The sequence below is a fragment of the Klebsiella sp. CN_Kp113 genome, from assembly GCF_040064585.1.
GTDB classification, from domain to species: domain Bacteria; phylum Pseudomonadota; class Gammaproteobacteria; order Enterobacterales; family Enterobacteriaceae; genus Klebsiella; species Klebsiella michiganensis.
Map to the genome: position 1 here is coordinate 37,457 of NZ_JBEAID010000070.1, position 22,602 is coordinate 60,058.

The following is a 22,602-nucleotide window of genomic DNA, read 5'->3' on the forward strand; positions in this document are numbered from 1 at the left end:
CCTTTCGTTACCAGTGCCGTACTGGCCCGGTATCAATATGCACAAAGTTGCTACGTGGGTAGTATCCTACACCACCTGTGCGCATAGATAACGCGGCTTTGCGAACATTGCTTAACGAAATGCCTTCAATATGAAAATCCATGGCCTGGCCTTTAGTGTGGTAGCTGTGTTTTGCCACACCCCGGCTACGCGCGCGAAGCTCATTATTGGTATCAACAGAACGATAACCGGAAATAAGCTGGACAGGCTTGTTGGTACCAAGTAATCCCTGCAAACGATAGAGTTGATCGAACAAACCGGGATCGATGGACTTAATCTTATTCGCGCGATAATCACGGAAAAAATGATTAAGTCTTGCTAATTCATCCTGAATATAGCCTCTGCCATCGAAAAACTCCGCCTTGAGTGATTCACCGGTATGCAGGTTGTTCAGCGTCAAAATACGCGGTCGGGGGGTCGAGAGGGTGGCAAATGCCGGCGCAGGCAGAATGGCAGCAGCACCGAGCGCCGCTCCACCTAACGCCAGCAGTTTGCGGCGATTAGCGTCAAATTTGTCCATGATAATCAGGTCTACAGGTAAATGAATCGTAATATACTTTTCCCGCAACGCGCCCGTTAGCCGCCAGCACGCACTCGCTCCCCTACGGCTAATAAATATCAGCTATGGAGAACGGGCTGCTTACTGCCACAGCGCCTTTGCAGGATTATATGTATATGCACTTCTGGCGCACGAAAGGCACCTTACCGGGCATTATTGCCAACGTCAAGGTAGCCTAACCCCAGTAAACTCGGGCCTTGCAGCGTGCAAGGCCCGTTTTCACACAGAGGTAGGACAACCAAATCCGTTGAACTACTTCATTTATCTGATTAATTGTTCAGCTTTAGGTAGAATTTGTGCGCTGGATCGCGCGGTGAGATCGTAATTGTAAATATCTGTTCGATATTGTGTACGTCCATCAGCGCCGACGAACGCGGTCAAATAATAGAGATTAACCGGGATATTCTGGCGAATATTAACGTAGCGGGTATTCCCCTGTTTAAGCGCATCTGAAATACGCGCATCATTCCAGCCAGCATCCTGAAGCAGCATATTGGCCAGTTCTGAGGCTTTATTCACGCGCACGCACCCGGAGCTCAGCGCGCGTCCATCCCGCTGGAACAGATTGTGATTGGGCGTATCGTGCAAATATATCGCATCTGAACTTGGCATATTGAATTTATAGCGCCCCAGCGAATTGCGCGCGCCGGGAGCCTGCTGGAAGCGGAACGGCAGATTCGATGCGGTTATCGTTTCCCAGTCCACCTGATACGGGTCAATAGTCTCTTTGCTATTCCAGCCGCGCATCATCGTATAGCCGTGCTGCTCAAGATAGCCTGGGTTATTGCGCACCTTCGGCAGAATATCGTTGCGCGCCAGCGTCGGCGGAACGTTCCACGGCGGGTTGACCACAACGTTGTTCAGCGCACTGCTCATCATAGGGGTTTTGCGGTCCGGACGGCCAACGATAACCCGCGATGCCAGCACCTGGCTACCGTCCTGGTAATAGACCAGCGAAAAGGCGGGAATATTCACCATAATTCCGGTCGCCAGATTACCCGGCAGCAGGCGCAAACGCTGGATATTCAATGCCAGCACGCCGGCGCGCTGCGCAGGAGAAACGTTGAGCCAGTCGCGGGTCGCCTGACCAATCACGCCGTCAGCACCCAGCCCCTGCCACGCCTGGAAGCGCTTAACGCCCTCCACTAACTGGCGATCGTAAACGCCACGGCCGCTGCTTTTGGCCTTTTTCCCGGCGGACGGACTCACCACCTCATCGCCGGGCAACGAAATTTTTGCCGCGTCATCCAGCATACCGGTGCGCTGTAAAATTTCGCGCAGCGCGCCGGCATCGTTGCTCCATTCCCCCGGGCGCAGCGACGCCTTACCGGTGAGCTGCGGCCAGGGACGGGAATCGGCAACCTGAGCTAATAGCGCCTGATGCATTGCGGCATACTGCGGATGCTGCGGAGCCAGACTCGAAATAAACTGCGGCAGCGAACCGTTATCCAGCGCCACCTGCCACTGGTTAATCACCGACAGAGGCGGCGTCGACATGGCATACGGTTTCGTGCCATACAGCCAGCGGTTGCCCTGAGTCGGAATACCGCTAATAAAATGCAGATAGCCCATCATGGCGTCAGACAGAACGACATCCCGCGCCAGACCGTTCACTGCCGGGTCGGTCAACAGCTCAACCCAAGTGGTGAACTGCGGCTGAAAACCGGCGATAGCGACCTCAGCCAGCTGTTGTTGAAACGCCTGCACCGCCTCGCGGTTATCCCACATCGGTTTCATATCCCTGGCCGCATACAGCGATACCAGCGGATTCATAAATACGGGTTGATAACCGGACGGCAGTACCGCCTGAATCCCGGCGCGGCTCTTCGCTGCCGCATCGGCAGAAAGCGCCTGCTCGCCGGCCATTTGAGCGACCGCCGCGGATTGGTTTGCGCTTTGGCTTAGCGCGGAAGAGAGCTCGCTGATGGTGGCAGAGCTATCCGATGGTACCACTTCAGGCTCTTCAGCCTGGACATTGAACAGTGGAGCAAATGCAAACGCCAGGCTCAGGCTGAGCGCAGACAATTGACGACCATACCGTTTCTTTAGCAACATCCCTTGCCCCCTGTTAACACATTGCTGCCCGCTAAAATGGGGCTTACTTTCAGTATATGAAGACGAAAACGCTTTTGCCTTCCCAAATGTAAAGAAGTTAAAAGATTATACAATCCTAAAGTACAGGAACGGATAACAAAAAGGGCGACATCGCGTCGCCCTTTGGCTGGTTATTGTACCATCCTATGAAGCATTTGCCGTTCCCGGCAGCGTTTCGGGCAGCTGCGGTGCGAAGCCACGCAGCCCGACGACGTGCACGTGCTCGTGATTATTCACGACCTTACGCACCAGCTTATAGGTGGTACCTTTTTCCGGGCTGATATTTTCCGGCGCCGCGATAATCAGCTGCATCTCCAGACGATCGCAGAGCTCGAACAGCGTCGCGATAGAGCGAGCATCCAGACGCGCCGCTTCATCAAGGAACAGCAGACGACACGGCGAAATGTCCTTACCGCGCAGGCGCATGGATTCATCTTCCCAGCTCTGTACTACCATCACCAGAATCGACATCCCGGTACCGATAGCCTCACCGGTCGATAGCGCACCGGATTCCGCGCGCAGCCAGCCGTCGGAACCACGGTTAACTTCCACTTCCATCTCCAGATAGTTGCGGTAGTCCAGCAGCTCTTCACCGATGGTCTGCGGCGTACGCTGCCCCATATCAATCTGCGGATTGAGGCGCTGATACAGCTTCGCCAGCGCTTCCGAGAAGGTCAGACGATTGCTGTTAAACAGGTCCTGATGCTGTTCATGCTGTTCTGACAGCACGTCCAGCAGCATCGAGTGGGTTTCCCGCACGTTGACGTTCAGACGCACGCTGTTGACCTGGCCGAAGGAGACGCTCTGCAGCCCCTGGTTGAGCATACGAATACGGTTTTGCTCGCGCTGGATAGTCTTGCGGATAATATTGGCCACGCTGCGGGAGCTGATGGCCAGCTTCTGCTCGCGGTTGGTCAGCTCTTCCGTCAGACGGCTGAGTTCGATCTCCATCTGCTCAATCGCTTCCACCGGATCGTCGGTGCGGATGATATCCTGGCGAATACGCTCGCGCAGATGCTGATAAACGGCGACAAAGAACTGGATTTTACGCTCCGGGCGTTTCGGATCTTCAGAAATACGCAGTACATCGCGCAGGTGTTCGTTATCCGAGACCGCCAGACGCAGCGCGCCGAGCGCCTTATCCGACATCGAGCGCAGTTCATCTGCCGAAAGGTAGGCCAGCTCGCGACGATGCAGGCGACGCTCCACGCCGTTGTCTTTCACCAGGCGCATGACCGCACACCAGCCGGCTTTAGCGCTGACCACCTGTTCGCGCATTTCGCAGTAATCGCGCTCCAGCTTGCGCAGCCTGCGAGTCAGGTTATCCATTTCCGCTTCGCAGAAGGTCAATGCTTTTTCGAGCTGGTTCCGCCGCGCGCGGTTGTTGCTGAGCTGAGCATGAAGCTCATCGCGGCGCAGACGAGCGCGCTCTTCGGCGCCGGCGTCGGCGCGCACGCCAATGTCCTGAAGCTCTTTATGCAGGTCGTTGAGCAGCTCTTTCTTGGTGTCGTAGGAGCTTTTCAGCGATGCCAGCACCTGGTTGTACTGGTTGAGCTGCGCGGCGTGGGTACGCAGCGCTTCGCGGGTACGGGCGCGCTCCGCCTCAGCCTGCTCCAGACGCTGGCGCAGCTTCTCGTTCAGATCGCTATTACCGCTCAGCATCTCTGCGGAATCGGAGTAGCTAAAGTGGGCGCGACGCTGCACCACTTCGGTCAGCGCAAATGCCTGCTGACGCGCGTCGCGCTGAGTCTGCTGCGAATAGGCGTAATCTTCTTTCAGCTGTTCAAACTGCTCCGGGTCGCTTTGAAGCACGGAAACGATCGGCTCCAGTTTTGCCAGCTGATTCCCATGCTGCTGGACGAAGCGCGCGGCTTCCTGCGCTTCGTCAAGGCGTTCCTGGATCTCATCCACGCGATCGGCCAGCGAGTCATCGGCCAGCAGATTCAGACGCGGCAGCAGGCGGTTGAGTGCGGATACGCCCTCTTTTGCCTGCTCATACTGCACCCGGTTCTGCTGGTTATCGCTCTCATGGGCGGTCAGCGCCCGCTCCAGTTCGCCGCGACGCGTATTCAGTTTACGGATTTCTTCTTCCGGGTCGTCCTCAAAGGCTACCGCAAGATGGTTACCGATAAAGCGGCTGAACGCCTGACGGAGGCGCTGGGTTTTCTGCACATCAAACGACAGGGTCGCAAAGCGCTCGGACAGGCTTTCGCGCTCGGCGTGCAGCGTTTCAACGCGGCTTTCACGCGCGGCGCGGCCAAACAGCGGCAGCGTCGGGAAGCGTGAATAGCGCCACTGACGATCGGCAATCTTAACGACCACCGCCTTTTCCAGCTCATCGACACTGAATACGCTGTCATCGAACGACTGCGGATCGCCCTCGATCAGGTAGAGATCTTCGGGACAATCTTCGAGACCTTCCAGCTGATCGGCAATCAGCGACAGATCCGGTACCACAATGGCGTGGCGGGAAGGACCGTAGAGCGCGGAGTAATACGGCGCATCATCGAGGCTCACGTCATCGTAAATTTCCGACAGCAGTACGCCGCCAAAACGTTCCGCCAGCGCGTTCAGGCGCTGATCTTCCGAACCGCCCGGCTGGCTAAGACGCTCAATTTCATCGTCGATAGCGCGCTTGCGGGCCCCGACTTCATCGCGCTCCACGATAGCTTCGCGTTCACGCTCCAGCAGCTGCTGGAGATATTCGGTGACGTCCTGGCTTGACTCAAACTGCTCGCCGCTCTGCTCGCACAGCTGATTGAGGCTGTTCTGCGCCGCCAGCCAGATGGGCGCGCGGCGCATCAGCGTTTGCGTCCGCGACTGCAGCTGTTCCAGCTCCTGACGCAGGGTCATCCGCCGTTCGCTGGCGGTGGAAACGCTGTCGGAAAGGGATGCGATGCGGGCTTCCAGCTCCTGGTGCAGGGCTTCCAGCTCGTCGATATCGTAGCGTTTGCCCTGGCGCTTACAGAACTCATTGAGCTGGCGTTCGGCATCCTGCTGTTCACGCAGACGCTGTTCAAGCTCCGTCAGACGACTGCGCAGCCCGTGCGCCTGTTCGGCCTGATGACGTTGATTAACGCCTTCGCGCAGCAGCTCGCGCGCCACGCTCCAGGCTTCATTACGCGCCAGCGGGCCGTTGATCTCCGCCACCAGCTGGTAAGCCTGTTCAAACTGGCTGTGCGCGGTTTGCGCCACGCTCATCTTCTGTTCCAGCGACAGCATTTTCTCCGTCGCTTCCTGCTCTTTCGCCTGGAAAGTTTCCAGCCACTCGTCGGCGCTCTCCGGCGTTAAATCCGGCAGATGGCAGAGGGCTTTTGCCCGCTCCAGCGCCTGCAGCGCCTGGGTGTACTGAATCGCGCGAGTCTGCTGCACGTCCAGCGCCTGCTGATAGTCGGCAAGCTGGTTTTTCAGCTCATCCACTTCCAGCTCGGCGGCTTCGGCGCGAGCCTCGTTCTCTTCCTGCTGGTCAACCGCTTCCGCGACGACTTCATTTTGCTCTTCGAGGCGAATCTGCAGTTCATCAAGATCCGCTTCATAGCGCTCGATTTTTTCCTGCTGGCGCAGAGCGGTCTGCACCAGGTTCAGATGGTCGCTGGCGGCCTGATAATCGGCTTCCAGATCGCCTTCCGCGCCGTTATGTTCCTGCAGCTCGCGGGCCATATCGACGTGCTTATACTGTTCCGCCGCGAGCTGAGCGCGGGAGGTGAACAGATCGCGACGATACTCCAGCGCCTTGTCGAGATGAATGCGTCGCTCGTTAGCGTGACGCATATAGTCGGCGGCAACGTAGTTGGTGGCTTCACTGATCAGATGCTTGAACAGGTCGCGGTCCGACTGCGTCACGCGGATAGCTTCCAGCGTCATGCGGTTTTCACGCAGCGCCGCTTCCATATCCTGGAACGCCTTACGCACGCCGCCGTTTTCCGGCAACAGGTAGTCGCGCAGCGAGCGGGTAATGGTGCTCGAAATACCGCCGTACAGCGAGGCTTCGATCAGGCGATAGTATTTGCTACGGTCCGAAGCCGAACGCAGGCGGCGAGCCACCACGCCCAGGTCGAACATCAGCGAGTGATACTCGGTAATAGAGTTAAACTGCTTGAACTGCCCCCCTTCCATCGCTTCGAGCTTATCTTTCAGCTCGTTGAGCGTCACCACGCGCGCCTGGCGTTCGTTAAGAGTTTCGGTCAGCAGCTGAGTTGGCTGGATGGAGGTTGGCAGGCCCTGGATCGCAAAAGGCTTGATATCGACTTTACGATCGCGACCGGCGACCTGCTGTAGACGAACGCCGACCACCACGCGCTGGTGGCGGGAGTTGATCACGTCCAGCACGGAGTAGCAGACGCCAGCGCGCAGCTTACCGTGCAGGCCTTTATCGCGCGAGCCGCTGGTCGCCCCCGCTTCCGTGGTGTTACGAAAGTGCAGCAGCGTCAGGTCCGGGATCAGTGCGGTGACGAAGGCGGCCATGGTCGTGGATTTACCGGCGCCGTTACCGCCGGAAAGCGTGGTCACTAATTCATCAAGATCAAAGGTACGGGCAAAAAAACCGTTCCAGTTAACCAGCGTCAGCGAGCGAAACTTACCGCGTTCAATCATTACTCTTCCTCCCCGCTATCCGGCTGATTCTCTTCATTCTCATCATTAAGCTGCAGGCGATTTTCCAGCGCCATCGCTTCACCGTCGCGGATCATACGCAGCTGGGCTTCGCGCGGATCGTCACCGGCGCGCACGTCGGCGCCGAAGCGAAACACCGATTCGGTGATGCGGAATTTGCTGCTGTCATGGCCCATAAACCACACCATGCCGAGGCGGCGCAGGCGGTTGAGCGAAGCGCGCATTTTTTCCTGCAGCTTCTGGCGGTCAAGGTCGGACCCGGTAGAACGGTTATTGACCAGCTTGAGCAGCTTGGCTTCGTCTGCGAGGGTCAGCAGCTCGTCGTAAAGCTCCTGCTGCGTGAAGATGCCCTCGTTGGCCAGACGCTCCGGGCTGAGGTAGAGATAGCAGAGAATTTTACCCACCATCATATCCAGCTCGGAGAGCACCGAGCGCGGGATCAGCGTGGTCGACCGCGGGCGCAGATAGAAAAAACCCTCCGGCGCGCGAATCAGCTCGACGTTGTAGCGAGCATAAAACTCTTCCAGGTAATCCTGAAAATCCATTAAAAATGCGTGATTATCCAGCTCGTCAAGGCCGATATGACGGCCCGCGCGCAGGGCGCTATCCAGCGCCGGAAATAACGGATTAGCCAACGCTTGCGCCAGTTTAACCGGCATCACTTGTTCAATATTTGTCGATGACATGCGCCTGTACCTTGGCTCCGTAATCATTAATCGGCTGCCATTTTGCCGGCAGTCCGGTGAAATCTGCTTGCGCTACGCCCAAACGTACCGCCTGGTCGACCACAATACGCGCGACGTCAAAGTGGCGCGCGCGCGGATACTGCGACAGATATTCGCGTACCACCAGGCCAAGATCCAGCGGCAGTCCCTTCTCTTTATAGACCACCAGCTGTCCTTCAATCAGCGCCGCCAGCTGTTCGCGAATTTCGTTAAACTCTTCGTACTCCAGATCCGTTGGAAGTTCCCCGGTAACCTCTTCATCATGCAGCGCCATCTCTTCATCGCGCATATCAAGCAGACGATCGGCATTCGCATGGGTGAGCGCCCAGGGGGCGTCGAAGTAGGTTTGCACCGACTGACGCAGACGCTGTGCGAAGACGCGGTTTTTATCCATATCAATGGCGGTACGGATAAATTTATGCACGTGGCGATCGTAGCCGATCCACAGGTCAATCGCCTGCTGCCCCCAGCTGACGATACGATCCAGCTTGCTTTGCAGATCGAACACCAGACGATCGATAAAATTCAGATCGTCGCGCGCCATGGTCGAATCCTGGATACGCAGCAGGTTTGCCTGCAGCTTATCGCCCGCCGCGTCCAGGGTATCCTGCAGTTCCCGCAGGGTGCCGGACGTTTCCGACAGCAGCAGCTCGCAGCTGGAGATCGCCGCCCGCCAGTCTTTGTTCAGCAGCTGGGCAATATCATCTTTCACCAGCTGCTGCTGCTCATCCATGATCCGCTGAGTCAGGTCAATGCTGTCAAAGATTTCCGCTACCGAGTACTTCAGCGGAGCGAAAACGTTACGATGCCAGTGGAACTCATCGCCGCCCTCTTCTGCCGAGTCGGCGGCGCGCTTGAGTTCACTGGCAACGATGGATAGCTGCATCGACAGTCTCAGGGTGGAGAACTCGCGCTGGCGAATATAGTAGTCGGTGATCCCAATGCCCAGCGGCGTCAGGCGATAAATAGCGTTACCCTCGGTGATTTCGCTGGTAAAGCGGTTCAGCAGACGCTGGCGCACCATATCGTTAATGGCATTATTGGCGCGCTGGCTGATGGTTTCGCTGGTCTGCTCAAACGCATCACTCACGTGGCGGAACGCATCCACCAGTTCTCCCTCGGTCATTTCCCCTTCCATCCGCTCGCCGTTCAGCGTGGCAATCGCCAGCAGAAAAGAGAGTCTGTCGACCGGCAGCGAAATAGAAAAATCATTTTTCCTGGCCCAGGCAACCAGTTCGGGGACTGTCTGGGAAAATTCACTCATAGTTTATCCTTGCATCTGCGGCTTAAGCGCGGTGACGTGAATATAACGGCCTAAGCTAATATACGGCTCCTGGCGACAGTAGCGCGTTTCCAGCTCCAGCAGCGCCGCAAATTTATCGTGCTGTTGGTGTTTTTCACGCAGATAATCATGAAACACCCGCACGCCGGTCTTGCCGGTAATCTGCCAGCCAATCTCTTCCAGCCAGCCGTAAACCTGCTGCGGATCGCGCGGATAGTCCGGCGACAGCGTGCGTTTTTTCTTTTTCGGCATGCCGATTTGCACATAGTCGAGATTTCCGGCGACCATATTGTGCATCAACAGACCGTTAGCATTGTAGAACATCAGCGACAACGCGCCGCCGGGGCGCAGCATCGACCAAAGGGTACGCAACATCGCCTGTGGTTCGGCTATCCACTCCAGCACCGCATGAAACAGTATCAGATCGACCGGACTTTCCAAATGCTGCTCAATATCCTGAGCCGCGCATTGTACAAAATGCATGTTGTCGATCACACCTTTATCGGCAGCCGCCTGCCGGGCACGAGCCACCATTTCACCAGAGAGATCGCATAACGTGACGTGATGCCCCATTTCCGCCACTTTGATCGCCGTCTGCCCTTCGCCGCCGCCCGCGTCAAGAACTCGCAATGGCCCAGGCCCCAGCCGGTCCAGCAGCGGTTGCAGATCCTGCCAGAGGATCGCCTGCCGCAGCTGGCCTTTGGTGGTGCCGTATATATTGCGCGAAAACTTTTCAGCAATATCATCGAAATTACGATCCTGCACGGGTGACTCCACACGCCAACACAAAGCCGCTATTTTGTCATACCCGCGCGGAGAATGAAGCGATCTGTTGTAAGATCCGGGCATATCTTTGGTTATATGGTTAAAAAAGGAACCGTACGGCATGCTTTTTACGCTGAAAAAGGTTTTAGGCGGTATGATGCTGCCGCTTCCCCTGCTGCTGCTGCTCATTGCGTTCGGCATAGCCCTGCTGTGGTTTAGCCGTTTCCAGCGTACCGGCAAGCTCTGCGTCAGCCTCGGCTGGCTGCTGTTGCTGCTGTTGAGCCTGCAACCGGTCGCCGATAGCCTGCTCAAGCCAATTGAAGATAAGTACCCGACGTGGCGAGGTGAAAAGCGCGTGCAGTACGTGGTCGTGCTTGGCGGAGGCTACACCTGGAACCCGGACTGGGCGCCCAGTTCCAATCTCATCAATAATAGCCTGCCGCGGCTGACGGAGGGGATCCGCCTGTGGTATGAAAATCCGGGCTCGAAACTCATCTTTACCGGCGCAGCGGCAAAAACAAATCCGGTCAGTACGGCAGAAGCCGGGGCCAGAGTGGCAGAGAGCCTGGGCATACCGCGCAGCGAAATCCTTGTCCTGGATAAACCCAAAGATACCGAAGAGGAAGCCGCTGCGGTGAAGATGGCGATAGGCGATGCGCCGTTCCTGCTGGTCACCTCCGCCTCTCATCTGCCGCGGGCGATGATTTTCTTTCGCCGCGCCGGGCTAACTCCCCTGCCCGCGCCGGCCAACCAGCTGGCGATTGAGTCACCGCTTAACCCGTGGGAGCGGGCTATTCCCTCGCCCGTCTGGCTCATGCATAGCGATCGGGTGGGTTACGAAACGTTAGGCCGCATCTGGCAGTGGCTAAAAGGTTCTTCAGGCGAGCCAGGGCAGGATTGACTTTGCCGCCAGGTCAAACCGGACGCGGTCAAAGCGTCCGGTATTCACCAGATTATCCACTTCGTCCCACAGCAGATACAGCCAGCGCCGCCAGAGAAACGCTTCCGCCACCGGCGCCCGGCGCAGATAGTGCCACAGCAGCTCCTCTTCCTGACCGCTCTCGGCCAGACGGAAAAGCTCGTATTCCCGCGGCGCCCAGAGCATCATGCCCGGCCCCACCATCGCCAGCAGCTGATCGCTGCGCGGATCTTTAAGCATGCTGCGCAGCGTGAAGCTACCGTGTACCAGCACGCAGTTATCATTGAAACCTTTAAACAAATCCATAAGGCATTCGCGCGTGCGGAACAGGATGCGTTTGTCCTGCATCGTCAGGCCGGTATCCTGATAAAGATTCAGCGTACTCCATAGCACCTCCACGCGCTGGCGGTACCAGTACGGCCAGAGATTTTCCTGAGTGCTATCGACCATCCCGACGCAGCCGCCGCTATCCTGACGATGCCAGGCCAGCAGCGCTTCCACGATCTGCTCCTGCAGCTGCTCCCAGCGCTCCGGCGTGCGGGCGGGGGCTTCAACCGAGACGCCGCGCAGTCGTTCAATCAGCAGTACATCGGGACCCGGATGCTCGTCGTGCGTCATCACGCCGTAGACAACCGGCATACGGACGGTGCCGCTTCGCGCCAGGGTTGATATCTTCCACGCCAGCTGACGCGCCACCCCGGGCGTCGTAAAGCTGCGCGCCAGCAGCGGCATTGGGTTTCCCTGCGCATCATATAGCGACCACAGCGCCGACGACGGTTTCTCGCTGACGCACTCCACGCGGCTTAGTTTTTCACCCAGCAGGTGGCTCAGCTCGGTACGCAACTGTTCCATTTCTGATTACCCCTATGAATACTACCGGTTTCATAATGAGCGCCTGGGCCGGGGTTGTCATCGGGTGAGATCAAAATTGACGTAAAAAAGTATGGAATAACGGCCTGGGGATATCCCCTCCTGGCGGAGGGGATTGGGGGATTAACGCAGCTCCGCGCGAACGCGCTCCAGATCTTCCGGCGTATCGACACCTGTACCGGGAACCACTTCCGCCACCGCGACATGGATTTTCTCGCCATACCACAGCACGCGCAGCTGCTCGAGCATCTCTATTTGCTCCAGCGGGCTCGGCGCCCAGCTCACATAGCGACGAATAAAACCGGCGCGATAGCCATAAATACCGATATGACGCAGCAGCGAATCACCGATAGCCTCGCGGGATTTAGCGAAACGATCGCGATCCCACGGAATGGTGGCGCGGGAAAAATAGAGCGCGTAGCCCTCAGCATCCATGACGACCTTCACCGCATTTGGATTAAACGCCTCTTCCGCATCGTGGATTGGCACCGCTAAGGTTGCCATACCACTGGTGCTGGCAGCCAGATTCTCGGCTACCTGGCGCACGATCGCGGGCGGGATCATCGGCTCATCGCCCTGAATATTCACAATGATGGTGTCATCGCTGAAGGCGCATTTTTCAACCACCTCGGCCAGGCGTTCGGTACCAGACTGATGATCTTCACGGGTCATGCAGACTTCACCGCCGGCGGCTTCCACCGCGCGGGCCACGTCTGGATGGTCGGTAGCAACGATAATCCGCTCGGCCCCTGATTCGCGAGCGCGTTCCAGAACATGGACAATCATCGGCTTACCGTTGATATCCTGGAGCGGTTTCCCTGGCAGGCGGGTAGAAGCAAAGCGCGCGGGGATAATAACCACGAAACTCATGACTGGCTCTCTTCTACAGGAAGCGGGCGGGCTTCGGTTTCCAGCAGTACGGGAATGCCTTCACGCAGCGGAAAAGCCAGGCGATCAAGTTTGCAGATCAGTTCTTGCTTATCCTGGCTGTAATACAGCTTACCGTTACAAACCGGACAGGCGATAATTTCAAGTAAACGGTGATCCATGATTCCTCCAGATGGACCGAATAGATTCTTCAGCAGCATATCACACGTGGGCTCAGGCAGCGTCAATTTCCCAACCCTGTTGCCGCCCGGCAAAAAGTTCCGCCGGCAGCTTCCCGCAGCTCACCCGCGTGGCGTCCTGCCAGAGGGCAAAATCATCAATGGCGCGTTTTAGCCCGCTCTCCAGGCCCGACGTCACCTTGACGCCCTCCTCCAGCCACAGGGCGATAATTTCCAGAACGCCGGTTTTGCGGTGCATTTTGCTATCCATTCTGCCAACCAGTCTCCCCTGGTGCAGCAGCGGTAATACGAAATAGCCATACTGCCGTTTCGGCGCGGGCGTGTAGCACTCCAGGCGATAGGTAAAGTTAAACAGCTGTTCCGCTCGTTTGCGATCCCAGACTACCGGATCGAAAGGCGAAAGCACCGCGCTGCGGCTGGCGGCGAGCCTACCGCCGGGAGAAGACTCCAGCAGCGCCAGAGCATCACGGTGGAGCCACATTTCGCCCAGCGCTTCAACGTTAACCGGCACCACCAGCCCCTCCTCCTGCCAGCTCGCCAACAGTAGCGGCAGCGGGGGCTGACGCAGACGATAATAATCCGCCAGCCACTGCGCGCGAAAAATCCCCAGGCTGCGAGCACTATTACGTAACATCATGGCTTCAGCCTGCTCCTGAGAGAGCCCGTCGCGCTCATCGTCCCAGTCCGGCATGACCCGCTGCGTCAGATCGTAAACGCGCTGAAAATTACGCCGCTCGATAACCATCACTTCACCGGCGGTGAATAAGCCTTCAAGATGGCGCTTATGCGGTTTCCACTCCCACCATCCGCTGGCGCCTTTGCGCGGATGCTCGAAGTCGGCCGAGCGAACCGGGCCATTTTCGGCTATATGCGCCAACAGCGCCTGAATGCCCTCGGCGTGTTCGGTCATCCACGCTTTGTGATATTTCCAGCCCATTTTATCCGGCGTCAGCATGCGGTGACGCACCAGTGAAAAGTCGCTGCGCGGTAAAAAGCAGGCTTCGTGCGCCCAGTACTCCATCAGCTCGCCGGCGCGGAGCGCCTCGTCCAGCCAGCGCTGCGGATAGTGGCCGAGGCGGCTGAACAGCACCAGATAAGGACTGCGCGCAACAACGTTGATGGTATCGATTTGCAGCAGAGACATCTGCTTAATGGTCTGCAGAATATCCCCGGGCTTTGCGCGGCGACGGGGCTTTTTTAGCAGCTCCTGAGCGGCAAGGTGAAGATGGCGGGCTTCTTTAAGCGAGAGGGACAATACCGGCATGCAGCTTCTCCGTTAAGGGTTCCGGCGCAAGCGGTGATACGACAATTAGCGTTGCGCCAGGGTAACTAAGTCCGTGAGCAACCGCTGCGCGCGTTGGTCAGTCATTATCGCGTCGACCGGAAGATACCACCAGTTTGCCTGAGCAAATTCGCGGCACTTCACCGCATCTTTTTCGGTCATCAGCAGGGTTTGCTGCGGCGTCGCCAGCGCGGCGACTGCGCTCTGCGCCAATGCCTGATGATCGGCTAAGGCGACGGTTTTTACCGGACTGACGCCGCAGCTTTCAAGGGTGGCGAAGAAGCGCGGCGGGTGGCCGATTCCGGCCATCGCCACCACGTTGTCCAACGCCGCCGCATCCCGGCGTTCGCCGGTCAGCAGATTTACCGCCTGCCCGGGGCGAAGCTGCATCGGGATCTCTCCCGGACGGGCGAGACCGCCGTTAACGATAACCGCATCCACGCTGCGTAAACGCGAAGCGCGCTCGCGCATGGGGCCGGCAGGCAGCCACCAGCCGTTGCCAAAACGGCGCACGCCGTCAATCACCACAATTTCTTTGTCGCGCGCCAGCTTATAGTGCTGCAGGCCATCGTCTGTGACGATAAGCTGAAGATCGTGGGCGGCGAGCAGGGCCTGTACCGCATCGCTGCGTACCGGCGAGACGGCAACCGGCGCGCCGGTACGCTGGTAAATCAGCACCGGCTCATCGCCCGCTTCCGCTGTGGGGGTAGCCGTATTCAGCAGCAGCGGATAGCTCGCCGCTTTACCGCCGTAGCCGCGTGAAACGACGCCAACGCGAATACCGCGCTGCTGGAGCTGTTCCACCAGCCAGACGACAACCGGCGTTTTACCATTACCGCCCGCGGTCAGATTACCCACCACCACCACAGGCACCGGCGCTCGCCAGGCTTTTTGCCAACCCAGTTTATAGCTCAGCCGTATCAACCCGCTCACCAGGCCATAGAGCCAGGAGAGCGGAAGCAGCAGCCGCCATAAGGGCGACTCACCGGACCAGATGCGTGCAATCATGCGCCGAACTGCATCTTATGCAGCTGGGCGTAAACGCCCTTGTGCTCAAGCAGGTCGGTATGGCTGCCGCGTTCAACGATCTGGCCATCTTCCACCACCACGATCTCGTCGGCCTGCTCAATCGTCGACAGACGGTGGGCAATCACCAGCGAGGTGCGGTTTTTCTGCAGTTCGTCCAGCGCCGCCTGAATAGCGCGTTCCGATTCGGTATCCAGCGCCGATGTGGCTTCGTCGAGGATCAGTATCGGGCTGTTACGCAGCAGGGCGCGAGCGATAGCGATACGCTGGCGCTGACCGCCGGAAAGCATAACACCGTTTTCCCCGATAATCGTATCCAGGCCATTGTCCATTTTGTTGATAAAGTCCATGGCATAAGCCATACGAGCGGCTTCTTCTATCTGCTCGCGGCTGTACTCTTCGGTACGCGCGTAGGCGATGTTATTCGCTACGGTATCGTTAAAGAGATGAACGTTTTGCGACACCAGCGCAACCTGATCGCGCAGGGAGCTCAGGGTGTATTCACGCAGGTCGTGGCCGTCCAGTAAGATCTGCCCATCATCGACATCGTAGAAACGCGTAATCAGGCTGGCGATGGTCGACTTACCCGAACCCGAGCGCCCTACCAGCGCCACGGTTTTCCCTTCCGGAATATTCAGGTCTATATTGCGCAGCGCGGCGACTTCACGTCCCGGGTATCTGAAGGTGACGTTTTTAAATTCGAGGTTGCCCTTCGCGCGTTCGATAACCCGCGTGCCTTCATCTTTCTCCTGCTCGGAGTCAAGGATAGCGAAAAGCGTCTGGCAAGCGGCCATCCCGCGCTGGAACTGCGCGTTGACGTTAGTCAGTGATTTCAGCGGGCGCATCAGCGCGATCATTGAAGAGAAGACAACGGTGATGGTACCCGCCGTCAGCGTCTCCATTACGCTCGGGAAGCTGGCAGCATAAAGCACGAAAGCCAGGGCCAGAGAGGCGATCAGCTGAATAATCGGGTCAGAAATTGACGACGCGGAGACCATTTTCATCCCCTGCAGGCGCATTTTATTGCTGACTTTATCAAAACGTTTGGTTTCGACGGCCTGACCGCCAAACATCAGCACTTCTTTATGCCCTTTCAGCATCTGCTCTGCGCTGGTCGTCACCTGGCCCATGGTGTTCTGCATATTCTTGCTGATATTACGAAAACGCTTCGAGACCACGCGAATCGCGATAGACACGATCGGCGCCAGCACGATCAGAATCACCGACAGCTGCCAGCTGTAGTAGAACATCATGACGAACAGGCCAATAATCGACGCGCCTTCGCGCACAACGGTAATCAGCGCGCTGGAGGAAGAAGACGCGACCTGCTCGGAATCATAGGTAATACGCGATAGCAGCGTCCCGGTGGACTGTTTGTCAAAGAAGGCAACCGGCATCCCCATCATGTGGCTGAATAAACGACGGCGCATCGTCATCACGACCTTGCCGGAAACCCAGGAGATACAGTAGCTCGAAACGTAGCTGGTAATGCCGCGCAGAACCATCAACCCGATCACCACCAGCGGCATCCATATCAGCACCGAGCGATCCGTTTTACCAAAACCATCATCCAATAACGGTTTAAGAAGCGATAGCATGAAGGTATCACTAGCCGCGTTAAGCACTAACGCTACCGCTGCCACGATTAGCCCGGGTTTAAACGGCGCTATAATCGGCCAGAGTCGGCGGAAGGTCTGCCACGTGGAGAGATCTTTATCGTTCTGCATTCAATAAACCAGCTTGTGTTGAAATAGCCGCATATTCTACCCGTTCTACGCCTTCCCGCCAAACCACTGATGATACCATCGCGGTAAAACTTGATCCCGTAAGCCATGGATTTGCCAGCTATCCGGAGAAAAAACCACCGTAATTTGCCCCTGATGCGGCGTGTCGAACCACTGATAGCTCTGTTTTCGGTAGCGCTGAATCACTTTGGTTGATGGCATGCGCCATGCGTTATAGCGCGAAGCGGAAGCCAGCGCAGCTTCTCCGCCAACGCTCCGCAGCAGGGCGATTCCCGACGAGGTATTACTGCCGTGGTGGGGGACCTGGATAAGTGTAGACGTAAGATGTTGCCAGTAGCGGCTAATCATCGCCCGTTCCGCGGGCGTTTCGATATCCCCGGTCAGCAGAATACTGTGTTTACCGTCATCAATACGCACCACGCACGAGCGATTATTCCCCTGCGCTGTCGCTCCGGGCAGCGGCCAGAGCGCGCGAAAGGTTAAACCCCGCCACTGCCAGGTTTCTCCGCGCTGGCAGGCTAAATGACCCGCCCAGCCTAAAGGGCTTCGCACCCATATCCGGGGCCACGCCTTTAACACCGAAATTAGCCCGCCGCGGTGATCGAGATGCTCGTGGCTGAGAACGACGCCTTCAAGCTGCAAATGATGCCAGCGTAGCCAGGGAATAATGATCTGCTGACCGCTGTCTCCCTCGGGCCAGGCCAGGCCGGTATCATAGAGAAGCGCCGCGCCCTCGTGTTCAATCACCATTGCCAGCCCCTGCCCGACATCCAGCATGGTGACTCGCCATTCGTTAGCAGCCGTACTCTGCCAGAAGGGCCAGCTCAATAGCCCAAGAAATGCTAAACAAAACGCGGGCAACGTGCGCCACGCATGAAAACGCCAGACGATTAACGCCAGCCACGGCAGCAAGCTTATCCCAAGCCAGCGCGCATCCAGCGCCAGCCAGCCGGGCGGCAGCTTTCGTAAGAACCAGAATAGCGCGGCCAGTACACGGTCCGCCGATTGCCAGACCGCCATCTCAATGATAAACGGCGCGCAGAGGTGTAAAAACATCGCGGTCAGAATTAGCGGGACAACGACAAAGGTCACCAGCGGCACGGCAATCAAGTTGGCCAGCACGGACGTCAGGCTGATGCCGTGAAAAAGTGCGATCTGTAGAGGAGCAAGTAAAAACATTAAACCGATCTGCAGATGACATAACGCGAGGCTTTGACGCAGTAGCCCGCTCCTTTTGCCGCCCGGCATCGGCGCCAGCTGATACCAGAAGATAAGCGCCGCAACGGCAAACGCGGAAAGCCAGAGGCTTTCGGACAACACCGCCAGCGGATCGGCAAACAGTATTGCGCCAATGCAGCAGACCCATAGCTGCCATGGCGACCAGCGTTTTCCGGATAGCCGCAGCGCGCAGCCGGCGGCCAGCGCGACGCAGGTGCGCAACGCGGGTGGCTGCATGCCGGTCAGCCCGGCGTAAAAAATCGCGCTCGCCAGGCCAACGAGCAGCGGCGCCCGCCAGCCAAGCCAGCGGCACGGGAGAAAAAACTGCACACCTCTGAGCAGCAACCAGCCCAGTGAAGCCCCTAGCGCGATATGTAAGCCAGAAATCGCCATCAGGTGCGATGTCCCGGTTTCCTGCATCAGGGTCTTTATCTCGCGCGGTATTGCCAGACGCTCCCCCATGCCTAACCCTAGCATCACCGATTGCCACGGCAACGCGTTCAGCGTTTGATTCAGCGAAGCAAGATAACGCGCCCGCAAACTACAGGTCCGCACCCGAACGTCAGCGGTGATAAAGCGTCCGGTTAACGGACAATGCTGCGACAATGCATGACGCTGGCTATCAAACCCGCCATCGTTGAGCTGTCCGTGTACCGGACGCGCGCGCAGCGTCATTGCCCAAACCTGACCTGCGCAGGGCGTTTCTGGCAGGTAGCTGCCGTAGAGGCTAATCCCTGGCGCAGGAAACAGCCGTCGCCCATCCAGACGGATAATCTTCCCCTGATGCGTTGTCTGCCCGTCCGTTGCGGTTAGCTCAACGTCAACCTGGCGATTCCTGTCCGTTAACCTCTCCGTCGGCCACAGCACCTCGCCTGCGCTGAGGGCTCCCCAGACAAAAAACAGCGTTATCAATGCCGCATATTGCGCAGGTCTGCGTCGACATTGCGCAATGAGTAGCGCCAGGGCCATGAGCCCCCAGATAACCCACCGCCCGGGCAGCACTGGCAGCCAGAGCAGCGGCAGAATACCGATAATCACACAGCCGGCAAGTTGTGGTAAACGCATTAGCACCTCCCTGTCAGAGGGAGTGTTACGCTAAACGGGGAGTGTGTCGCCAGGCAAGGAAAGGAACTGCGCCGCGCCATCCGCAAAATCTACCGCGTTAACGCAACAGAACCCGCGTTTTGTGAGGTCACTTCAAAGAGAGATTTAAAGGCATAAAAAAAGCACCCGAAGGTGCTTTTTTAACGTTTAAGTATGTTGTCGCCGATCGGCGAAACTTACTCTTCGTAAATATTGGCGCGGTCGCGTAATTCTTTGCCCGGCTTAAAGTGGGGAACGTATTTACCTTCCAGTTCAACTTTATCGCCAGTCTTTGGGTTACGCCCGGTGCGGGGTGCTCGATAATGCAGAGAGAAGCTGCCGAAACCGCGGATTTCAATGCGCTCGCCTTGAGCAAGCGTTGAGGCCATATGCTCCAGCATTTCTTTAACAGCATCTTCCACTGCTTTCGCAGGAATGTGAGATTGCTGGCTGGCAAGTCTTTCTATCAATTCTGACTTGGTCATTATTCCTCCGGTTTCCTTCAAGGCAAAATTAGCTAACAGCTTAAACAAGGGCGGCCGTAGCCGCCCTTTGTGCTTGATTACAGGACGAATCCTGCAATCTGTCAAGTAAACTCGTCGTAATTCAGGTTGTTGTAACCCGAAAGACTAAGATTACTCGCCTTTAGCTGCTTTGAAAGCTTCAGCCATTGCGTTGTTGGAGAAGTTTGCATCTTCCTGTTTGTTAACAGTTGCGATTGCATCTTTCTCGTCAGCTTCGTCTTTCGCACGAACAGACAGGCTGATTGCGCGGTTTTTACGATCAACGCCGGTGAATTTAGCTTCAACGTCGTCGCCAACGCTCAGAACCAGAGTTGCATCTTCAACGCGGTCACGGGAAGCTTCAGAAGCGCGCAGGTAACCTTCAACGCCGTCAGCCAGCTCTACGGTTGCGCCTTTAGCGTCAACTGCAGTGACTTTACCGTTTACGATTGCGCCTTTCTTGTTCAGTGCAACCCAGTTGTTGAACGGATCTTCTGCGAGCTGTTTAACGCCCAGAGAGATACGCTCGCGCTCTGCGTCAACCTGCAGAACAACTGCTGCGATTTCGTCGCCTTTTTTGTATTCACGAACTGCTTCTTCGCCTGCAACGTTCCAGGAGATGTCAGACAGGTGAACCAGGCCATCGATGCCGCCGTCCAGGCCGATGAAGATACCGAAGTCAGTGATAGACTTGATTTTACCTTCAACACGGTCGCCCTTGTTGTGGGTTTCCGCGAACTGCTGCCATGGGTTGTTTTTGCACTGCTTCAGGCCCAGGGAGATACGGCGACGTTCTTCGTCGATATCCAGAACCATAACTTCCACTACATCGCCAACGTTAACAACTTTGGACGGGTGGATGTTTTTGTTGGTCCAGTCCATTTCGGAAACGTGAACCAGGCCTTCAACGCCTTCTTCGATTTCAACGAAGCAGCCGTAGTCGGTCAGGTTGGTCACGCGACCGGTCAGTTTGGTACCTTCCGGATAACGCTTAGCGATAGCTACCCACGGATCTTCGCCCAGCTGTTTCAGGCCAAGAGATACACGAGTACGTTCGCGGTCGAACTTCAGCACTTTAACAGTGATTTCGTCGCCAACGTTTACGATTTCGCTCGGATGCTTAACGCGTTTCCATGCCATATCGGTAATGTGCAGCAGGCCGTCAACGCCGCCCAGATCAACGAATGCACCGTAGTCAGTGAGGTTCTTAACGATACCTTTAACTTCCATGCCTTCCTGCAGGTTTTCCAGCAGCTGATCGCGCTCTGCGCTGTTTTCGGATTCGATAACGGCACGACGAGAAACAACAACGTTGTTACGTTTCTGGTCCAGCTTGATGACTTTGAATTCAAGCTCTTTGCCTTCCAGGTGCAGCGTATCGCGCACCGGACGAACGTCTACCAGGGAGCCCGGCAGGAACGCACGAATACCATTCAGCTCAACAGTGAAGCCACCTTTAACTTTGCCGTTGATAATACCGACTACAGTTTCAGCGTCTTCGTAAGCTTTTTCCAGCGTGATCCAAGCTTCGTGACGTTTAGCTTTCTCACGGGACAGCAGGGTTTCACCGAAGCCGTCTTCTACTGCATCCAGAGCAACGTCAACTTCGTCACCAACCTGGATTTCCAGCTCGCCCTGGGCGTTTTTGAACTGCTCTGCCGGAATGGCAGACTCAGATTTCAGACCGGCGTCAACCAGTACTACGTCTTTGTCGATAGCAACAACAACACCACGAACGATGGAACCCGGACGGGTTTCGATTGTTTTTAAGGATTCTTCAAATAGTTGAGCAAAAGATTCAGTCATGTTTAATCTTCAGGTTTCATATTTAACGTCCACCTGGCTCCATGCCGGATGGGGTTGTTTAACATACCCGCTAACACTCCATTGCTGCGGGGGTACTGCTATAATTCGGAGGCTGTTGTGCTTTATCGATAAGACGATTAAGCGGAAGCCAGTTTTTCGCGCGCATAGTGTAGCGCTTTTTCAATCACTTGCTCAATGTTTAGTTCTGTTGAATCAAGAACTAAAGCATCGGCAGCCGGGATCAGCGGCGCGACTGTACGATTGCGGTCGCGATCGTCGCGCTCTTTTATCTCGGATAAAAGGCGATCAAAGTTAACACTAAAGCCCTTCTCCTGCAACTGAAGCATGCGGCGATGAGCACGTTCCTCCGCGGAGGCGTCAAGGAAAATTTTCACCTGCGCATCAGGGAATACGACGGTGCCCATATCGCGTCCGTCGGCAATCAGGCCTGGCAATTCGCGAAAGGCCCGCTGGCGGCGCAGCAACGCTTCACGCACGCGGGGAAAAGCCGCCACTTTAGAGGCCGTGTTGGCAACATCCTGAGTGCGAATCTCAGCGCTAACGTCCTCCCCCTCCAGTACCACTTCCAGGCTACCGTTAGTGGAGACAAAACGAACATCCAGGTGCGCAGCCAGCGGCACCAGCGCCTCTTCGGATTCAACATCCACATGATGATGTAGCGCAGCGAGAGCAAGCACGCGATAAATCGCCCCAGAGTCGAGCAGATGCCAGCCCAGCGTTTCTGCCATTGCCTTGCATAAGGTGCCTTTGCCCGCACCGCCAGGCCCATCAATGGTGATTACCGGAACTGTTGCCGTCATCTTTTTCTCCTTCAGCAAGGCGCATCAATATATAAACGCCGCGCATTATACGCATCTCTTCGACGGAAAGTGAGCATTGCTTGTAAATTACGGATAACAGGAAATCTCCTGTGGAAGAATTGTGCAATTATAGCGGGCTGACAGAGCAACAGCCCGGAAGATGATGCCGTTTTACCGTTAATCTGCG

The 22,602-nt window shown here is 56.7% G+C and carries 16 protein-coding genes and 1 pseudogene; 1 reads left to right on the forward strand and 16 read right to left on the reverse strand.

All coding sequences use genetic code 11. The features are described 5' to 3' along the window. Positions 1 to 7 precede the first annotated feature (7 nt). The 6 genes and pseudogenes from ABLV30_RS27590 to cmoM form a co-directional block, all read right to left on the reverse strand. Positions 8 to 559: a YcbK family protein gene (locus ABLV30_RS27590; RefSeq protein WP_004130967.1), complete on the reverse strand. Its 552-nt coding sequence runs from the start codon at positions 557 to 559 to the stop codon at positions 8 to 10. Between the two features lie 300 nt (positions 560 to 859). Continuing rightward, positions 860 to 2,653, reverse strand: coding sequence for a L,D-transpeptidase (gene ldtD / locus ABLV30_RS27595; RefSeq protein WP_219558148.1), 1,794 nt, complete (start codon positions 2,651 to 2,653; stop codon positions 860 to 862). Positions 2,654 to 2,836: 183 nt separating this feature from the next. Next, on the reverse strand, positions 2,837 to 7,285 hold the full coding sequence (mukB, locus tag ABLV30_RS27600; protein WP_348865706.1) for a chromosome partition protein MukB: 4,449 nt from the start codon (positions 7,283 to 7,285) through the stop codon (positions 2,837 to 2,839). Next, positions 7,285 to 7,989: a chromosome partition protein MukE gene (gene mukE, locus ABLV30_RS27605; protein WP_004100725.1), complete on the reverse strand. Its 705-nt coding sequence runs from the start codon at positions 7,987 to 7,989 to the stop codon at positions 7,285 to 7,287. The genes mukB and mukE overlap by 1 nt, the downstream gene beginning before the upstream one ends. Further along, complete coding sequence (gene mukF / locus ABLV30_RS27610) at positions 7,970 to 9,292, reverse strand: chromosome partition protein MukF (RefSeq protein ID WP_014228648.1); 1,323 nt, start codon at positions 9,290 to 9,292, stop codon at positions 7,970 to 7,972. The genes mukE and mukF overlap by 20 nt, the downstream gene beginning before the upstream one ends. Next, positions 9,289 to 10,075 (reverse strand): annotated as a pseudogene (cmoM, locus tag ABLV30_RS27615) (tRNA uridine 5-oxyacetic acid(34) methyltransferase CmoM). The gene mukF and the pseudogene cmoM overlap by 4 nt, the downstream one beginning before the upstream one ends. A 121-nt stretch (positions 10,076 to 10,196) precedes the next feature. Between cmoM and elyC the strand changes: the two are divergent. Continuing rightward, entirely contained in the window at positions 10,197 to 10,976 is a 780-nt protein-coding gene (gene elyC, locus ABLV30_RS27620) for an envelope biogenesis factor ElyC (protein WP_032748912.1), read from the forward strand. On the opposite strand, the gene ABLV30_RS27625 is transcribed toward elyC, so the two are convergent. From ABLV30_RS27625 to cmk, 10 genes are all read right to left on the reverse strand, one after another. Continuing rightward, complete coding sequence (locus ABLV30_RS27625; protein WP_014228646.1) at positions 10,953 to 11,846, reverse strand: YcbJ family phosphotransferase; 894 nt, start codon at positions 11,844 to 11,846, stop codon at positions 10,953 to 10,955. The two genes, elyC and ABLV30_RS27625, sit on opposite strands and share 24 nt — an antisense overlap. A 141-nt stretch (positions 11,847 to 11,987) precedes the next feature. Next, positions 11,988 to 12,734: a 3-deoxy-manno-octulosonate cytidylyltransferase gene (gene kdsB, locus ABLV30_RS27630; protein ID WP_032748911.1), complete on the reverse strand. Its 747-nt coding sequence runs from the start codon at positions 12,732 to 12,734 to the stop codon at positions 11,988 to 11,990. Then, positions 12,731 to 12,913, reverse strand: a complete 183-nt coding sequence (ycaR, locus tag ABLV30_RS27635) for a protein YcaR (RefSeq protein WP_004130952.1) — start codon at positions 12,911 to 12,913, stop codon at positions 12,731 to 12,733. Before ycaR ends, kdsB begins: the two co-directional genes overlap by 4 nt. Before the next feature lie 52 nt (positions 12,914 to 12,965). Next, positions 12,966 to 14,195 carry a winged helix-turn-helix domain-containing protein gene (locus tag ABLV30_RS27640; RefSeq protein ID WP_265800519.1) on the reverse strand — a complete coding sequence of 410 codons (1,230 nt, stop codon included), beginning with the start codon at positions 14,193 to 14,195 and terminating at the stop codon, positions 12,966 to 12,968. Between the two features lie 45 nt (positions 14,196 to 14,240). Continuing rightward, positions 14,241 to 15,221 (reverse strand): tetraacyldisaccharide 4'-kinase, encoded by a 981-nt coding sequence (gene lpxK / locus ABLV30_RS27645; RefSeq protein ID WP_014228643.1) that lies wholly within the window; start codon positions 15,219 to 15,221, stop codon positions 14,241 to 14,243. After that, positions 15,218 to 16,966, reverse strand: coding sequence for a lipid A ABC transporter ATP-binding protein/permease MsbA (msbA, locus tag ABLV30_RS27650; RefSeq protein ID WP_048261067.1), 1,749 nt, complete (start codon positions 16,964 to 16,966; stop codon positions 15,218 to 15,220). The genes lpxK and msbA overlap by 4 nt, the downstream gene beginning before the upstream one ends. A 45-nt stretch (positions 16,967 to 17,011) precedes the next feature. Beyond that, positions 17,012 to 19,267, reverse strand: a complete 2,256-nt coding sequence (locus tag ABLV30_RS27655; protein WP_265800517.1) for a ComEC family protein — start codon at positions 19,265 to 19,267, stop codon at positions 17,012 to 17,014. Positions 19,268 to 19,482: 215 nt separating this feature from the next. Beyond that, the gene (gene ihfB, locus ABLV30_RS27660) at positions 19,483 to 19,770 is read right to left on the reverse strand and encodes an integration host factor subunit beta (protein WP_004100704.1); all 288 of its coding nucleotides are present in this window, start codon (positions 19,768 to 19,770) and stop codon (positions 19,483 to 19,485) included. 150 nt (positions 19,771 to 19,920) lie between these two features. Continuing rightward, complete coding sequence (rpsA, locus tag ABLV30_RS27665) at positions 19,921 to 21,594, reverse strand: 30S ribosomal protein S1 (RefSeq protein ID WP_004100702.1); 1,674 nt, start codon at positions 21,592 to 21,594, stop codon at positions 19,921 to 19,923. Positions 21,595 to 21,731: 137 nt separating this feature from the next. Continuing rightward, entirely contained in the window at positions 21,732 to 22,415 is a 684-nt protein-coding gene (gene cmk, locus ABLV30_RS27670; protein ID WP_004849475.1) for a (d)CMP kinase, read from the reverse strand. Positions 22,416 to 22,602: the final 187 nt, after the last annotated feature.

What these genes read in the sequence shown, in the direction of transcription:
- ABLV30_RS27590 (WP_004130967.1), bottom strand. Translation starts at nt 559, where the DNA reads ATGGACAAATTTGACGCTAATCGCCGCAAACTGCTGGCGTTAGGTGGA.
- ldtD (WP_219558148.1), bottom strand. Translation starts at nt 2,653, where the DNA reads ATGTTGCTAAAGAAACGGTATGGTCGTCAATTGTCTGCGCTCAGCCTG.
- mukB (WP_348865706.1), bottom strand. Translation starts at nt 7,285, where the DNA reads ATGATTGAACGCGGTAAGTTTCGCTCGCTGACGCTGGTTAACTGGAAC.
- mukE (WP_004100725.1), bottom strand. Translation starts at nt 7,989, where the DNA reads ATGTCATCGACAAATATTGAACAAGTGATGCCGGTTAAACTGGCGCAA.
- mukF (WP_014228648.1), bottom strand. Translation starts at nt 9,292, where the DNA reads ATGAGTGAATTTTCCCAGACAGTCCCCGAACTGGTTGCCTGGGCCAGG.
- elyC (WP_032748912.1), top strand. Translation starts at nt 10,197, where the DNA reads ATGCTTTTTACGCTGAAAAAGGTTTTAGGCGGTATGATGCTGCCGCTT.
- ABLV30_RS27625 (WP_014228646.1), bottom strand. Translation starts at nt 11,846, where the DNA reads ATGGAACAGTTGCGTACCGAGCTGAGCCACCTGCTGGGTGAAAAACTA.
- kdsB (WP_032748911.1), bottom strand. Translation starts at nt 12,734, where the DNA reads ATGAGTTTCGTGGTTATTATCCCCGCGCGCTTTGCTTCTACCCGCCTG.
- ycaR (WP_004130952.1), bottom strand. Translation starts at nt 12,913, where the DNA reads ATGGATCACCGTTTACTTGAAATTATCGCCTGTCCGGTTTGTAACGGT.
- ABLV30_RS27640 (WP_265800519.1), bottom strand. Translation starts at nt 14,195, where the DNA reads ATGCCGGTATTGTCCCTCTCGCTTAAAGAAGCCCGCCATCTTCACCTT.
- lpxK (WP_014228643.1), bottom strand. Translation starts at nt 15,221, where the DNA reads ATGATTGCACGCATCTGGTCCGGTGAGTCGCCCTTATGGCGGCTGCTG.
- msbA (WP_048261067.1), bottom strand. Translation starts at nt 16,966, where the DNA reads ATGCAGAACGATAAAGATCTCTCCACGTGGCAGACCTTCCGCCGACTC.
- ABLV30_RS27655 (WP_265800517.1), bottom strand. Translation starts at nt 19,267, where the DNA reads ATGCGTTTACCACAACTTGCCGGCTGTGTGATTATCGGTATTCTGCCG.
- ihfB (WP_004100704.1), bottom strand. Translation starts at nt 19,770, where the DNA reads ATGACCAAGTCAGAATTGATAGAAAGACTTGCCAGCCAGCAATCTCAC.
- rpsA (WP_004100702.1), bottom strand. Translation starts at nt 21,594, where the DNA reads ATGACTGAATCTTTTGCTCAACTATTTGAAGAATCCTTAAAAACAATC.
- cmk (WP_004849475.1), bottom strand. Translation starts at nt 22,415, where the DNA reads ATGACGGCAACAGTTCCGGTAATCACCATTGATGGGCCTGGCGGTGCG.